This is a genomic window from Streptomyces sp. SudanB5_2050, from assembly GCF_964272335.1.
Taxonomy (GTDB): Bacteria; Actinomycetota; Actinomycetes; order Streptomycetales; family Streptomycetaceae; genus Streptomyces; species Streptomyces rochei.
In genome coordinates this window covers 3,917,271-3,932,103 of the sequence record NZ_OZ186760.1, presented here as the reverse complement: position 1 = coordinate 3,932,103, position 14,833 = coordinate 3,917,271, and the positions used below count along the sequence as shown (strand labels likewise).

Genomic DNA, 14,833 nt, shown 5'->3' with positions numbered 1-14,833 from the left:
GAAGAGGGGTCATGTTTCACGTGAAACATGACCCCTCTTCCGTTTGTGCGCCCGGTGACGGACCTACTTCACTTCCTTGAGGCAGAGAACCACCCGGTGGCTGCTGCTACCCGTCTGGTAGTAGGAGATCGTCGCCTCCTTGACCGCCTTGCACTTGCTGTCGTCGCTGGTGTTGTCGAACTTCTCGACCACCTCGAACTCGGCGTCACTCGAGGAGCAGTCGACGGTCTTGAGGTCCGGGCTGATCTGCGTGCCCTCGTTGTGCATGCAGTCGCCCACCGCGGTGGTCTCGGCGTCCGACTGCCCCAGGTACCACTTGACCCCGCCGATCGCGAGCGCCACCACGATGACGCCGACGATGCTCAGCAGCTTCTTCTTGAACCCGTTGGAGCGGGAGGGCGGCGGCACGGGCGCGCCGGGCGGGGGGAAACCCGGCTGGCCGGCCTGCTGCGGGAAGCCCTGCTGGCCCTGCGCGTAGGGGTTCATGCCCTGCGTCTGCTGCGGAGCGGTCGGCTGGCCCTGTGCGAACGGGTTGCCCTGGGGCGGCGGAGTGGTCACTGGGTTCCCCCTGAAGAGATAGGTGCGTGTCGCGAACATGTCGCGAATAAGACGCACGTAAGCTATCGCTCCCCACTGACATCTCCGTAGCCCAGTGGGGCTTCGTGGCACTGATGTGACACTTACTGGCGATCAAAGCGGGTCATAGCCGCAGCAACCGCTCCGTAGATCACGGTGACTGTCACGATCAGCGTGACCGAGCGGCCGTCCGGGGGCAGCATCAGGGCGGCCACCCCGGCGGCGCCGACGAAGGCGACGTTGAACAGGACGTCGTAGACGGAAAAGATCCGGCCACGGAAGGCGTCGTCGACCGAGGACTGCACCACCGTGTCCGTGGCGATCTTCGCCCCCTGGGTCGTCAGCCCGAGGACGAACGCCGCGACGAGCAGGGGCGCGGTGGCGAACGGCAGGCCGAGCGCCGGCACCAGCACCGTGGCGATACCCGCGCACACGGCCATCCAGCGGCCGGGCCCGAGCCGCCCCGCGGCCCAGGGAGTGATCACGGCGGCAGCGAAGAATCCCGCGCCGGAGACACCCAGCGCGAGCCCGAGCAGGGCCAGCCCGTCGTCCGTGTCCGAGGTCAGGGCGTACCGGCACAGCATCAGCAGCATGACCAGCAGGGCGCCGTAGCAGAACCGCATCAGCGTCATGCCCGCGAGCGACCAGGCGGCCTCCCGGCGCGCGGGCGCGGCGAGATGACGTACCCCGGCCACCAGATCGCGGGCGGTGACGGCGAGCGCCGACGCCAGGCGCGGCGCCCGCGTACGGTCGGGGCCCAGCAACTCCACGGCGATGCTGAGCGACGCCAGGGCGCCGCAGAGGTACAGGGCGGCCCCGAGCAGCACCACGGCGGCGTCGGAGTCCGCCACCACCAGGCGCACGACGAAGGCGAGGCCGCCGCCCGCCGTGGCGGCCAGGGTGCCGGCGGTCGGGGAGAGCGAGTTGGCGATCACCAGACGTTCGGCGTCGACCACCCGCGGCAGCGCCGCGGACAGGCCCGCGAGGACGAAGCGGTTGACGGCGGTGACGCAGAGCGCGGAGACGTAGAAGAGCCAGTCGGGCACGGAGGCGACCATCAGGACGGCCGTCGCCGAGGCCAGTACGGCGCGCAGCAGGTTGCCGTAGAGGAAGACCTGCCGGCGGCGCCAGCGGTCCAGGAGGGCGCCGGCGAAGGGGCCCACCAGGGAGTAGGGCAGGAGCAGGACCGCCATGGCCGAGGCGATCGCGGCGGGCGAGGTCTGCTTCTCCGGGGAGAAGACGACATAGGTGGCGAGCGCGACCTGATAGACGCCGTCGGCGCCCTGGGAGAGCAGGCGCACGGCGAGCAGGCGCCGGAAGCCCTTCAGGCGCAGCAGGACGCGCAGGTCACGGACGACGGCCATGGGGCACAGCCTCACATACGGGAAAGGTCCCCGGGTCACGCGACCCGGGGACCTCCGACGTGCCGGAGCCGGCGCTCGTCAGCGCTCGACCTCGCCGGCGATGAACTTCTCGACGTTGGCGCGGGCCTCGTCGTCGAAGTACTGGACCGGCGGGGACTTCATGAAGTAGCTCGACGCCGACAGGATCGGGCCGCCGATGCCGCGGTCCTTGGCGATCTTCGCGGCGCGCAGGGCGTCGATGATGACACCCGCGGAGTTCGGGGAGTCCCAGACCTCGAGCTTGTACTCCAGGTTCAGCGGGACGTCACCGAAGGCGCGGCCCTCGAGGCGGACGTAGGCCCACTTGCGGTCGTCGAGCCACGCGACGTAGTCGGACGGGCCGATGTGGACGTTCTTCTCGCCGAGGTCCCGGTCGGGGATCTGCGAGGTGACGGCCTGCGTCTTGGAGATCTTCTTCGACTCGAGGCGGTCGCGCTCGAGCATGTTCTTGAAGTCCATGTTGCCGCCGACGTTCAGCTGCATCGTGCGGTCCAGGATGACACCCCGGTCCTCGAACAGCTTCGCCATGACGCGGTGCGTGATGGTGGCGCCGACCTGCGACTTGATGTCGTCGCCGACGATCGGGACGCCCGCCTCGGTGAACTTGTCCGCCCACTCCTTGGTGCCGGCGATGAAGACCGGGAGGGCGTTGACGAAGGCGACCTTGGCGTCGATGGCGCACTGGGCGTAGTACTTCGCCGCGTCCTCGGAGCCGACGGGCAGGTAGCAGACGAGGACGTCGACCTGCTTGTCCTTGAGGACCTGGACGATGTCGACCGGCTCCTCGGCGGACTCCTCGATGGTCTCGCGGTAGTACTTGCCGAGACCGTCGAGGGTGTGGCCGCGCTGGACCTGGACGCCGCTGTTCGGCACGTCGCAGATCTTGATCGTGTTGTTCTCGGAGGCGCCGATGGCGTCCGCCAGGTCCAGGCCGACCTTCTTGGCGTCCACGTCGAAGGCGGCGACGAACTCGATGTCACGGACGTGGTAGTCGCCGAACTGGACGTGCATCAGGCCCGGGACCTTGGACGCCGGGTCGGCGTCCTTGTAGTACTCGACGCCCTGCACCAGCGATGCGGCGCAGTTGCCCACACCGACGATGGCTACGCGAACCGAACCCATTCCGGTTGCTCCCTGTGTGTACGAGTGAGGCCCTGACTGGGCGCTCACGTGGCGGTGTCGCCGGGCGTATCCGGCCGGGGGTCGTCCCCGGGCCGGGGCAGGCCGCCCGTCGCTCCAGATGTCGTGTCCTGTTGAGCGGTCCCCTCCGCGGCGGAACCCCTCAGGTCCCGCCCCGCCCGCTCGCTCTCGATGAGCTCGTTCAGCCAGCGCACCTCGCGCTCCACGGACTCCATTCCGTGGCGCTGGAGCTCGAGCGTGTAGTCGTCGAGTCGCTCCCGGGTGCGGGCCAAGGAGGCCCGCATCTTCTCCAGGCGCTCCTCCAGCCGGCTGCGCCGGCCCTCGAGAACGCGCATGCGCACGTCACGCGACGTCTGGCCGAAGAACGCGAAGCGAGCGGCGAAGGTCTCGTCCTCGTACGCGTCCGGGCCCGTCTGTGACAGGAGCTGCTCGAAGTGTTCCTTGCCGTCGGCCGTCAACCGGTAGACGATCTTGGCGCGCCGCCCCGTGAGGGAGGCCGCGGCCTCGCCGACGTTCCCCGGCTCCTCGATCAACCAGCCGTTGGCGACCAGCGTCTTGAGGCAGGGGTAGAGCGTCCCGTAGCTGAACGCCCGGAACACACCCAGTGATGTGTTGAGTCGTTTGCGCAGCTCATAGCCGTGCATCGGGGATTCGCGGAGCAGGCCGAGTACGGCGAACTCGAGGATGCCGGAACGCCGGCTCATCGTCGCCTCCTCTCGCCCTTATGCCGCGCTGATGTATCGACTCGATACATCAGCACGATAGAACGAGCTTCCGTGCGCGACAAGAGGGGGATCGGTGAACGGGATCACATCAGGGTTTCATCACGAGCAAGTTGCCTGATTTGAGATGAACTTCGGGGCTCGGGGGTTTTGACGGTGCGTAGTCTGTGCGCCATGCAGACCACCGGGAACCGAGTGACGCCTGGGGGCGTCCCTGTCCCTGGTGCAGTACGGGTGAATGCGGAAGGGACCGCATCCGTACTTCGGGGGGACCGGAAACCAGCCGCCTTTACCAGGCGCGCAAAGGTGCGCCTGCCCGAGGAGTAGTCGTTCGATGAGCGAGCACCGTCGCAAACCGCCGCAGCCGCAGGGAGGCGGACGTGCCGCGGCCCGACGCGGCCAGTCCGGCTCGTCCTCCGGCCGCCGCGCGGCACCGCGGGGCGCCACAGGGTCTCCGTCCGGCTCGTACGGTCAGGACGGCGAGGAGCGTCCGTACGGCAGCCGTGCCGAGGCCCGGCGCGCGGCACAGCGGAGCGGAGGCGGCCGACGCAGAGCGGCCGAGCCCGGTCGAGGTGGCCGGCGGGCCGCTCCCGGCGGCGCGGGCCCCGGGCGGGGCCGGGCGGCCGCGAGCGGCAAGAAGCGGTTGATCGACTACCCGCGCCACGACAAGGACGGGTGGCGCCGCTGGATGCCCTCCTGGAAGCTCGTCGCCGGGCTGTGCATCGGCTTCTTCGGCGCCGGGGTGGCCGCCGCGGGGCTCGCCTACGCCATGGTGCAGGTTCCCGACCTGGCCAAGACAGCCACGGCGCAGAACAACGTCTACTACTGGGCCGACGGCTCGCAGATGGTCGCCACGGGCGGTGAACGGAACCGCCAGATCGTGAGTCTCCCGCAGATTCCCGAGGCGATGCGCAACGCCGTCATCTCCCAGGAGAACAAGACCTTCTACTCCGACAGCGGCATCGATCCCAAGGGCATCGCCCGGGCCGTGTTCAACATGGCCAAGGGCGGCGACACGCAGGGTGGCTCCACCATCACCCAGCAGTACGTGAAGAACGCGATGCTGAACGACCAGTCGCAGACCATCTCCCGCAAGGTCAAGGAGATCTTCGTCTCGATCAAGGTCGGCGCCGAGGAGCCGAAGGACACCATCCTCGAGGGCTACCTGAACTCGGCGTACTACGGCCGCGGCGCCTACGGTATCCAGGCGGCGGCCCGTGCCTACTTCAACGTGGACGCGGTCGACCTCAATCCCGGCCAGTGCGCCTTCCTGGCGGCGACCCTCAAGGGCGCCACCTACTACGACCCCGCGGGAGCGACCGCGATCGACCCGGCCGCGACTCCGGAGGCCAACCGCGGGCGGGCTCAGCGGCAGATGCAGGACACGCTCGACAAGATGGTTGAGTACGGGCATCTGAGCCAGGAGGAGCGGGCGAAGTACCCCGACCTCCCCGAGGTCAAGAACCCGCAGTCGAACTCGCAGCTGGGCGGCCAGATCGGCTATCTCGTCAGGCTCGCCAAGTCCTCCGTGGTCAAGAACGGCGTGGTCACGGAGCAGCAGCTGGAGAAGGGCGGCTACTCGATCTACACGACCTTCGACAAGAAGAAGGTCGAGGACCTCGAGAAGGCGGTCCAGAAGGTCTACAAGGAGAACATCGACCCCGAGAAGCGGCCTGAGAAGGACACCCACGTCCAGTTCGGCGGGGCCTCCGTCGACCCCGAGACCGGGGCCATCCGGGCCATCTACGGCGGTGAGGACGCGACCAAGCACTTCACCAACAACGCGGACGTGACCGGTGCCCAGGTCGGTTCGACGTTCAAGCCCTATGTGCTCGCGGCGGCGATGAAGTGGGGCGTGCGGGACCCCGAAGGCCCCCCGACCCAGGCGCAGGACGAACGAACCGTCGTCTCCCCGCGGAGCCTCTACAGCGGCGAGAACGACTTCAAGGTCAAGGAATACGACGGGACGGTCTGGAAGAACGAGAAGGGCGAGCAGTGGCTCCAGGAGAATGACGGCGAGCTGTCGGTCGGTGAGGCGCCCGACTACATGATCGACCTCAGGGAGGCCATGCGGGAGTCGGTCAACTCGGCCTACGTGCAGCTCGGCATGGATGTCGGCCTCGACAAGGTCGAGGAGGCGGCTGTCGACTCCGGACTTCTCAAGGACAGCCTGGCGGGTACGTCCTACCCGTCCTTCTCCCTCGGTATCTCCGACCCCAGCGCGATCCGCATGGCGGGCTCGTACGCCACCTTCGCGGACAGCGGCAAGCAGCGTGATCCCTTCTCGGTCACCAAGGTGACGAGCAAGGACGGCACGATCTACACGCACAAGGTCGAGACCAAGCAGGCCTTCACCGCGCAGGTCGCGGACAACGTGACCGACGTTCTGAAGACCGTCGTCGAGGACGGTACGGGTACGAACGCCCAGCTGCCCGGTCGTGAGGTGGCCGGCAAGACCGGTACCACCGACGGAAACAAGTCCGCGTGGTTCGTCGGCTACACCCCGCAGCTGTCGACCGCCATCAGCATGTTCCGTTACCCGGACGACGAGACCATCAAGAACCGCACGTTCCTGGAGATGTACGGAACGGGCGGCCAGAAGCAGATCCACGGTGCCTCGTTCCCCTCCATCATCTGGAAGGACTACATGGAGGACGCGCTGAAGGGCACCAAGCCGCTGAAGTTCCCGAAGCCGGAGCCCATCGGAGAGGTCGTCAACGACGCCCCGCCGCCGAGTCCGTCTCCCTCGCCCTCTCAGAGCGAGGAAGAGACGAGCCCGTCGCCGTCTCCGTCGCCGAGCCAGAGCGAGACCACCAGTCCCTCGCCCTCACCGAGTGACACCTGTGGCGTCTGGGATTGGAATTGCGACAACGGGAACAACGGTGGCAATGACAGTGCCGGGAACGATTCGGGTGGCTCGGAGACCAGTCCGTCCCCCTCGCCCTCGTCCAGTCCTACAGGAGGTGAAGAGGACGACAGCAGAGGCAATCAGAACGGCGGACTCTTCGCCGGGCCGAACGGCTAGGCGCAGAAAAGCACCGCATGGGCGTTTCACGTGAAACACCCGCATGTTTCACGTGAAACAGGGGCCGCCGCACCCGCGAGGGTGCGGCGGCCCCGGCCTTTTCCCAGACGCGTACGGCAGGATGTGCCCCATGCCCAGTGCAGAATCGACGCCAGCGAGCGTGCGCGAGCCGGATTCGGTGTGGCCGACCAGGGAGGATGCGGTCGCCGCAGCCGGTAGTGAGCTGATCGGCGGTCCCCTCGGCCGCCGGGCCCTCCTCGGGACGTCCTGGTGGACGCCTGTGCGGGTGATCGCGCTCGTGGCGATCGGCATGTTCGCCCTCGGCCTGGTCCAGAAGGCGCCCTGCTACAACGGCGCCTGGTTCTTCGGCGCCAGTTCCCAGTACACGCACGCGTGCTACTCGGACATCCCGCACCTGTACCAGGGGCGGGGGTTCGTCGATGACCTGGTGCCGTACTTCGACAAGCTCCCCGGTGACATGGAGTACCTCGAATACCCGGTGCTGACCGGTGTGTTCATGGAGGTCGCGTCCTGGCTCACGACCGGCAGCGGCAGCATCCAGCACCAGGAGCAGTGGTACTGGATGGTCAATGCCGGGATGCTCATGGTGTGCGCGGTCGTCATCGCCGTCTGTGTGACCCGCACCCATGCGCGGCGCCCCTGGGACGGCCTCCTGGTCGCCCTCGCCCCCGCCTTCGCGTTGACCGCCACCATCAACTGGGACCTGCTGGCGGTCGCCCTGACGTCCGCCGCCGTCCTGATGTGGTCGCGGATGCGTCCGGTGGCCTTCGGCGTCCTCCTGGGCCTGGCCACGGCGGCCAAGCTCTATCCCTTCCTGATCCTGGGACCACTGCTGGTGCTGTGCTGGCGGGCCGGCAGATGGCGAGAGTTCGGGAAGGCGCTGGGAGGCGCGGCGGTCGCCTGGCTGGTGGTGAATCTGCCGGTGATGCTCTTCGCCTTCGACGGCTGGTCGAAGTTCTACACCTTCAGCCAGGAACGGGGCGTCGACTTCGGGTCCTTCTGGCTGATCCTGGTCCACAACACCGACAACCCGCCCAGCACGGAGACCGTCAACACCCTCGCCACGCTGCTGATGCTGCTGTGCTGCGGCGCCATCGCCGCACTCACCCTCATCGCACCGCGCCGGCCGCGGTTCGCCCAGCTCGCCTTCCTGATCATCGCGGCCTTCATCCTCACCAACAAGGTCTACTCACCGCAGTACGTGCTCTGGCTGGTGCCGTTGGCCGTGCTGGCCCGGCCGAAGTGGCGTGACTTCCTGATCTGGCAGGCGTGCGAGGTCGCGTACTTCCTCGGCATCTGGATGTACCTCGCCTACACGACCAGCGGCGACGCCCACAAGGGGCTGCCGACGGACGGCTACCACTGGGCCATCGGCGTGCATCTGCTGGGCACGCTGTTCCTGTGCGTGATGGTCGTGCGGGACATCCTGATGCCGGACCGGGACCCGGTCCGCCAGACCGGCGACGACGACCCCTCCGGAGGGGTGCTCGACGGCGCGCGGGACGTGTTCGTCCTGGGCCCCGCGGCTCGAACCGGACAGCACTCGGCCCACTTCGAGGGGCCGCTGGTGCGATGGGGCGCGGGCCGACAGACGGGCGGTTCGCTCTCGGCGAACGAGTAACCGCCGACGGACGGGCAGGACGCTAAAAGGCCGTGCACGGGAGCCCCCGTGCACGGCCTTTTCGCTCTTCCCGCTAGCGGTCGAGGATGCGGTCGAACTGCGTGGTGGTGTGGCGCAGGTGGGCCACCAGTTCGTCGCCGACCGTCGGCTCGGGCGCGTCCGAGGGAACGAACAGGATGGAGACCTGCATGTGCGGCGGCTCCGCGAACCAGCGCTGCTTGCCGCCCCAGACGAACGGCGAGAGATTCCGGTTGACCGTCGCCAGGCCGGCCCGGGCGACGCCCTTGGCCCGCGGCATGACGCCGTGCAGCGCCTTCGGAGCCTCCAGGCCCACGCCGTGCGAGGTACCGCCCGCCACGACCACCAGGAATCCGTCGGAGGCCGCCTTCTGCTGCCGGTAGCCGAAGCGCTCCCCCTTGGCGACGCGCGTGACGTCGAGGACGGCGCCCCGGTACTCGGTGGCCTCGTGGTCCCCCAGCCACAGCCGGGTGCCGATCCGGGCCCGGAAGCGGGTCTGCGGGAACTGCTGCTGGAGGCGCGCCAGCTCGTCCGCCTTGAGGTGGCTGACGAACATCGTGTGCAGCGGGAGCCGCGCCGCACGCAGCCGGTCCATCCAGCCGATGACCTCCTCGACGGCGTCCGAGCCGTCGGTGCGGTCCAGGGGCAGGTGGATGGCGAAACCCTCCAGCCGGACGTTCTCTATGGCGGCGTGCAGCTGCGGCAGGTCCTGCTCGCTGATGCCGTGCCGCTTCATCGAGGACATCACCTCGATGACCACACGTGCGCCCACGAGGCCGTACACGCCGTCCACGGACGACACCGAGCGCACGACCCGGTCGGGCAGCGGCACCGGCTCCTCGCCCCGCCGGTAGGGCGTGAGCACCAGCAGATCGCCGCCGAAGAAGTCCTTGATCCGGGCTGCCTCGTACGTGGTGCCCACGGCCAGTACGTCCGAGCCCAGCCGCGTGGCCTCCTCCGCCAGCCGCTCGTGCCCGAAGCCGTAGCCGTTGCCCTTGCAGACCGGGACCAGCCCGGGGAACTGCTCCTGCACGTGCTTGTGGTGCGCCCGCCAGCGCGCGGTGTCGACGTAGAGGGTGAGCGCCATGGCCGGACCTGGAACCTTTCTCGTGGCTGTCAGAGGTGCGGGTGGGGATGTGCGGTGGATCAGCGGCGCGACATGTAGATGTCGAGCGCCTTGTGGAGCAGCTTGTTCAGCGGGAAGTCCCACTCACCGAGGTACTCGGCCGCCTGCCCGCCCGTGCCGACCTTGAACTGGATCAGGCCGAAGAGGTGGTCGCTCTCGTCGAGCGAGTCGGAGATGCCGCGCAGGTCGTAGACGGTGGCGCCGAGCGCGTAGGCGTCGCGGAGCATCGCCCACTGCATGGCGTTCGACGGGCGGACCTCGCGGCCGATGTTGTCGGAGGCGCCGTAGGAGTACCAGACGTGCCCGCCGACGACCAGCATGGTCGCCGCCGACAGGTTCACCCCGTTGTGCCGGGCGAAGTACAACCGCATGCGGTTGGGGTCCTCGTTGTTGAGGGCCGCCCACATGCGCTGGAAGTACGACAGCGGACGCGGCCGGAAGCGGTCGCGCACGGCCGTGATCTCGTACAGGCGCTGCCATTCCTCGAGGTCGTGGTAGCCGCCCTGGACCACCTCGACACCGGCCTTCTCGGCCTTCTTGATGTTGCGGCGCCACAGCTGGTTGAAGTTCTTGTGGACCTCTTCCAGGGAGCGGTTGGCCAGCGGCACCTGGAAGACGTAGCGGGGCTGGACGTCGCCGAAGCCGGCGCCGCCGTCCTCGCCCTGCTGCCAGCCCATGCGGCGCAGCTTGTCGGCCACCTCGAACGCGCGGGGCTCGATGTGGTCGGCCTCTATGTCACGCAGGCGCTTGACGTCCGGGTCCTGGATGCCCTTCTTGATGGAGGCCGCGTCCCAGCGCCGGATGATCACCGGCGGTCCCATCTTCACCGAGAAGGCGCCCTGCTGCTTCAGGTGCGCCAGCATCGGCTCCATCCACTCCTGGAGGTTCGGCGCGTACCAGTTGATGACCGGTCCCTCGGGGAGGTAGGCGAGGTAGCGCTTGATCTTGGGGAGCTGCCGGTAGAGGACCAGGCCGACACCGACCAGCTGACCGGTCCGGTCGTCGAACCAGCCGAGGTTCTCCGAGCGCCATTCCGCCTTCACGTCTGCCCAGGCCGGGACCTGCATGTGACTCGCCGCCGGAAGGCTCTGGATGTACGCCAGATGCTGCTCGCGGCTGATGGTCCTCAGGGTCAGGCTCATTCGGGGCGCTCCTCGGGCTGGTGTGTCCCCATGGGTACAGGGGCTCCGGCTCTCGCGCGAAGCCTACTGCGCCCTGTGAGCGCCCCGTCCGGCGTACGGGTGTCGGAGGGTCTTCGGTGGACGGGCCGAGACGGGCTCAGCCGAAGAAGCCACCGTGGTTGATGCCGAAGAACAGACCGAGCGCGGAGCCTCCCAGTGCCAGGACCAGGCCGAAGCGCTCACGCGTCGTCACCGAGATGAGCTGCCCGTACCCCGCGGTCAGGACGCCCAGCAGTCCTGCCCAGGAGGTCAGGACGTGGAGCCCGCGGAAGCTCGCGGTGGCCAGGGCGAGCACGGCCAGGACCAGGCCCACGGCCAGCAGGGTGTCCTGGAGGGGGTGCGGTTTGCCGTCGGTGGCCAGCAGGCCGGTCCGGGGCTTGGCGGGTCGCATGATCTGTGCCATGGGGAACCTCCTGCCGAAGGCAGTGTGTTTTCGCCCTCACATCCGCTGAGTACCGATTGTGTCCCCTCACCGCCGGATTTCAACCGCAGGCGGGTGGGCGGGTACTCTGTACCTTCTGCACTGGTGTCTTCTGCCGTCCACGGCCGGGCGCCTCCTCGGAGGAAGCCCGATTGTCAGTGGGTACTGGTTTACTCGTTGATGCCGGTGCCAACGCATCGCAACCCTCCTGCCACGGAACGACCGTGGCCGCTGAGTCCAAAGGAGGTGGGTTCCACATGCGTCACTACGAGGTGATGGTCATCCTCGACCCCGATCTCGAGGAGCGCTCTGTCTCCCCGCTGATCGAGAACTTCCTCTCCGTCGTCCGTGACGGCGGCGGAAAGGTCGAGAAGGTCGACACCTGGGGCCGTCGTCGTCTCTCGTACGAGATCAAGAAGAAGCCCGAGGGCATCTACTCGGTCATCGACCTGCAGGCCGAGCCTGCGGTCGTCAAGGAGCTCGACCGCCAGATGAACCTGAACGAGTCGGTCCTCCGGACCAAGGTCCTCCGTCCCGAGACCCACTGAGCCCTCGGCTCAGCTGATCCCGGGATCCGAGTAGCAGCAACCAAGCAGCCAGAGCAAACCCGCCGAGAGGTTCCCCCATGGCAGGCGAGACCGTCATCACGGTCGTCGGCAATCTTGTCGACGACCCCGAGCTGCGCTTCACCCCGTCCGGTGCGGCCGTCGCGAAGTTCCGTGTCGCGTCGACCCCCCGCACCTTCGACCGCCAGACCAACGAGTGGAAGGACGGCGAGAGCCTCTTCCTGACCTGCTCGGTCTGGCGCCAGGCGGCGGAGAACGTCGCCGAGTCGCTCCAGCGAGGCATGCGCGTCATCGTGCAGGGCCGGCTGAAGCAGCGGTCCTACGAGGACCGCGAGGGCGTCAAGCGCACGGTCTATGAGCTGGACGTCGACGAGGTCGGCGCCAGCCTGCGCAACGCCACGGCCAAGGTCACCAAGACCTCCGGCCAGGGCCGGGGCGGCCAGGGCGGTTACGGCGGCGGTGGCGGCCAGGGTGGCGGCGGCTGGGGCGGCGGCCCCGGCGGCGGCCAGCAGGGCGGCGGCGCTCCGGCCGACGACCCCTGGGCGACCGGCGCTCCCGCCGGCGGCCCGCAGGGCGGCGGCCAGGGTGGCGGCGGCTGGGGCGGTGGCTCCGGCGGCGGTGGCGGCTACTCGGACGAGCCCCCCTTCTAGGGGCTCCACCCACACTTCTTGATCACACAGGAGAAACATCATGGCTAAGCCGCCTGTGCGCAAGCCGAAGAAGAAGGTCTGCGCGTTCTGCAAGGACAAGGTCACGTACGTGGACTACAAGGACACGAACATGCTGCGGAAGTTCATTTCCGACCGCGGCAAGATCCGTGCCCGCCGCGTGACCGGCAACTGCACCCAGCACCAGCGTGACGTCGCCACGGCCGTGAAGAACAGCCGTGAGATGGCGCTGCTGCCCTACACCTCCACCGCGCGATAAGGGAAGGGTGACCGACTCATGAAGATCATCCTCACCCACGAGGTCTCCGGCCTCGGTGCCGCGGGCGACGTCGTCGACGTCAAGGACGGTTACGCTCGCAACTACCTGATCCCGCGGAAGTTCGCCATCCGCTGGACCAAGGGTGGCGAGAAGGACGTCGAGCAGATCCGTCGTGCTCGCAAGATCCACGAGATCCAGACCATCGAGCAGGCCAACCAGGTCAAGGCCCAGCTCGAGGGTGTGAAGGTCCGTCTGGCCGTCCGCTCCGGCGACGCCGGTCGTCTCTTCGGTTCCGTCACCCCGGCCGACGTCGCTTCGGCGATCAAGGCCGCCGGTGGTCCCGAGGTCGACAAGCGCCGCATCGAGCTGGGCTCGCCGATCAAGACCCTGGGCGCTCACGAGACGTCCGTGCGTCTGCACCCCGAGGTTGACGCCAAGGTCAGCATCGAGGTCGTCGCTGCCTGAGCTTCGCTCACGCTGACGCGATGAGATGGGGCCGCACCCCCGGTCGGGGGTGCGGCCCCATCTTTGTTCGGGCGCGTTTCACAGGCAGCCATGTTTCACGTGAAACGGTCGCTGCCGCACAAGGAAACGCTCAGCGCGTCGCACCTGTGACGACCCAGCGGCCCGAGCGGGTCCGCAGCCAGAGGGTGACCAGGCGCATCGCCATCATGAGCGTCATGGCGGCCCACAACGCGGTGAGCCCACCGCCGAGGGCCGGAACGAGCAGGGCCGCAGGAGTGAAGACCGCCAGGGTGAGCAGCATGGCCCAGGCGAGGTAGGGGCCGTCTCCGGCGCCCATCAGGACACCGTCCAGGACGTACACCACTCCGCAGATCGGTTGGGAGACGGCCACGATCACCAGCGCGGGCAGGGCGGCGTCCTTGACCGCCGCGTCGCCCGTGAAAAGGGGCAGGAACGCGGGACGGGACAGCACCACCAGCAGTCCGAGCGCCAGGCCGACCGCGACACCCCACTCGACCATCCGTCGGCAGGCATCGCGGGCGCCCTGGGCGTCACCCGCTCCCAGGTAGCGCCCGATGATGGCCTGTCCCGCGATCGCGATGGCGTCGAGAGCGAAGGCGAGCAGGCTCCACAGCGACAGGATGATCTGGTGGGCCGCGATGTCCGCGTCGCCGAGGCGAGCCGCGACGGCCGTGGCGATCATCAGGATCGCCCGCAGGGAGAGGGTACGCACGAGCAACGGCACCCCGGCCTGAGCGGAGGCCCTGATCCCGGCGATGTCGGGACGCAGGGAGGCTCCGTGCCGGTGCGCGCCGCGGACCACCACCCAGAGGTAGACCGCCGCCATACCGCACTGGGCGATGACCGTGCCCCACGCGGAGCCGGCGATTCCCAGGTCGGCACCGTAGACGAGCACGACGTTGAGGACGGCGTTGGCCATGAATCCGGCTACGGCCACATAGAGCGGGGTCCGGGTGTTCTGCAGCCCGCGCAGGACACCGGTGGCGGCCAGCACCACGAGCATGGCGGGGATGCCGAGGGCGGAGATCCGCAGATAGGTGATGGCGTACGGGGCCGCCGTGTCGGAGGCGCCGAAGAGATCCACGAGCCAGGGTGCGGTGGGCAGGACGACGGCGATGACCGCGGCGCCGAGCAGCAGTGCCAGCCAGATACCGTCCATGCCCTGTCGGATGGCGGACTGCAGGTCGCCCGCGCCGACACGGCGGGAGACTGCCGCCGTGGTGGCGTAGGCGAGGAAGACGAAGACGCTGACGGCCGTGGTCAGCAGGGCGGAGGCGATGCCGAGTCCGGCGAGTTGTGCGGTGCCGAGGTGGCCGACGATCGCACTGTCGGCGAGCACGAAGAGGGGTTCGGCGACGAGCGCGCCGAAGGCCGGCACGGCCAACGCGATGATCTCTCGGTCGTGCCGGCGCCGGGCGGTTCGGGAGCGCTCGGGTGCCTGTGTCATGAGCACCAATCTAATCGTCCACAGGTAAGACATGCAAAGCTTTTGAGACCCTTACTTACCCTCTCGTCGCGCGCACGTCCGGACACAGTTCGAAGTGATCTTGGCCCGACCGGAAAAGTTTTTCTTCTGCACAGGGCGTGGACGACAAAAGAG

At 68.3% G+C, this 14,833-nt stretch carries 14 protein-coding genes; 6 read left to right on the top strand and 8 right to left on the bottom strand.

The genetic code is table 11. The features are described 5' to 3' along the window. Window positions 1–63: 63 nt before the first annotated feature. From ACFZP7_RS17535 to ACFZP7_RS17520, 4 genes are all read right to left on the bottom strand, one after another. A complete protein-coding gene (locus tag ACFZP7_RS17535) occupies window positions 64–558 on the bottom strand; it encodes a hypothetical protein (RefSeq protein ID WP_062131315.1) in 495 nt (164 codons plus the stop codon). A gap of 122 nt (window positions 559–680) precedes the next feature. Further along, the gene (locus ACFZP7_RS17530; protein WP_385634762.1) at window positions 681–1,940 is read right to left on the bottom strand and encodes an MFS transporter; all 1,260 of its coding nucleotides are present in this window, start codon (window positions 1,938–1,940) and stop codon (window positions 681–683) included. 78 nt (window positions 1,941–2,018) lie between these two features. Next, window positions 2,019–3,101 (bottom strand): inositol-3-phosphate synthase, encoded by a 1,083-nt coding sequence (locus ACFZP7_RS17525; RefSeq protein WP_019324690.1) that lies wholly within the window; start codon window positions 3,099–3,101, stop codon window positions 2,019–2,021. A 44-nt stretch (window positions 3,102–3,145) separates the two neighbouring features. After that, entirely contained in the window at window positions 3,146–3,823 is a 678-nt protein-coding gene (locus ACFZP7_RS17520; protein ID WP_019324689.1) for a PadR family transcriptional regulator, read from the bottom strand. Window positions 3,824–4,175: 352 nt separating this feature from the next. Between ACFZP7_RS17520 and ACFZP7_RS17515 the strand changes: the two genes are divergently transcribed. Next, complete coding sequence (locus tag ACFZP7_RS17515; protein WP_385634761.1) at window positions 4,176–6,866, top strand: transglycosylase domain-containing protein; 2,691 nt, start codon at window positions 4,176–4,178, stop codon at window positions 6,864–6,866. A 121-nt stretch (window positions 6,867–6,987) separates the two neighbouring features. Next, window positions 6,988–8,508: a glycosyltransferase family 87 protein gene (locus tag ACFZP7_RS17510; protein ID WP_385634760.1), complete on the top strand. Its 1,521-nt coding sequence runs from the start codon at window positions 6,988–6,990 to the stop codon at window positions 8,506–8,508. Window positions 8,509–8,581: 73 nt separating this feature from the next. On the opposite strand, the gene ACFZP7_RS17505 is transcribed toward ACFZP7_RS17510, so the two are convergent. The 3 genes from ACFZP7_RS17505 to ACFZP7_RS17495 form a co-directional block, all read right to left on the bottom strand. Next, entirely contained in the window at window positions 8,582–9,613 is a 1,032-nt protein-coding gene (locus tag ACFZP7_RS17505) for an alanine racemase (protein WP_019324686.1), read from the bottom strand. Between the two features lie 59 nt (window positions 9,614–9,672). Then, complete coding sequence (femX, locus tag ACFZP7_RS17500; RefSeq protein ID WP_019324685.1) at window positions 9,673–10,794, bottom strand: peptidoglycan bridge formation glycyltransferase FemX; 1,122 nt, start codon at window positions 10,792–10,794, stop codon at window positions 9,673–9,675. A 136-nt stretch (window positions 10,795–10,930) separates the two neighbouring features. Next, a complete protein-coding gene (locus ACFZP7_RS17495) occupies window positions 10,931–11,236 on the bottom strand; it encodes a hypothetical protein (protein ID WP_019324684.1) in 306 nt (101 codons plus the stop codon). Between the two features lie 275 nt (window positions 11,237–11,511). On the opposite strand from ACFZP7_RS17495, the gene rpsF reads away from it, so the two are divergent. From rpsF to rplI, 4 genes are all read left to right on the top strand, one after another. Further along, window positions 11,512–11,802 (top strand): 30S ribosomal protein S6, encoded by a 291-nt coding sequence (rpsF, locus tag ACFZP7_RS17490; protein ID WP_019324683.1) that lies wholly within the window; start codon window positions 11,512–11,514, stop codon window positions 11,800–11,802. A 77-nt stretch (window positions 11,803–11,879) separates the two neighbouring features. Beyond that, window positions 11,880–12,470: a single-stranded DNA-binding protein gene (locus ACFZP7_RS17485; RefSeq protein WP_030971419.1), complete on the top strand. Its 591-nt coding sequence runs from the start codon at window positions 11,880–11,882 to the stop codon at window positions 12,468–12,470. Window positions 12,471–12,510: 40 nt separating this feature from the next. Further along, window positions 12,511–12,747 (top strand): 30S ribosomal protein S18, encoded by a 237-nt coding sequence (rpsR, locus tag ACFZP7_RS17480; RefSeq protein WP_003949403.1) that lies wholly within the window; start codon window positions 12,511–12,513, stop codon window positions 12,745–12,747. A gap of 18 nt (window positions 12,748–12,765) precedes the next feature. Further along, a complete protein-coding gene (rplI, locus tag ACFZP7_RS17475; RefSeq protein WP_003975023.1) occupies window positions 12,766–13,212 on the top strand; it encodes a 50S ribosomal protein L9 in 447 nt (148 codons plus the stop codon). Between the two features lie 130 nt (window positions 13,213–13,342). On the opposite strand, the gene ACFZP7_RS17470 is transcribed toward rplI, so the two are convergent. Continuing rightward, window positions 13,343–14,680: an MATE family efflux transporter gene (locus tag ACFZP7_RS17470; RefSeq protein ID WP_030971421.1), complete on the bottom strand. Its 1,338-nt coding sequence runs from the start codon at window positions 14,678–14,680 to the stop codon at window positions 13,343–13,345. Window positions 14,681–14,833 lie beyond the last annotated feature (153 nt).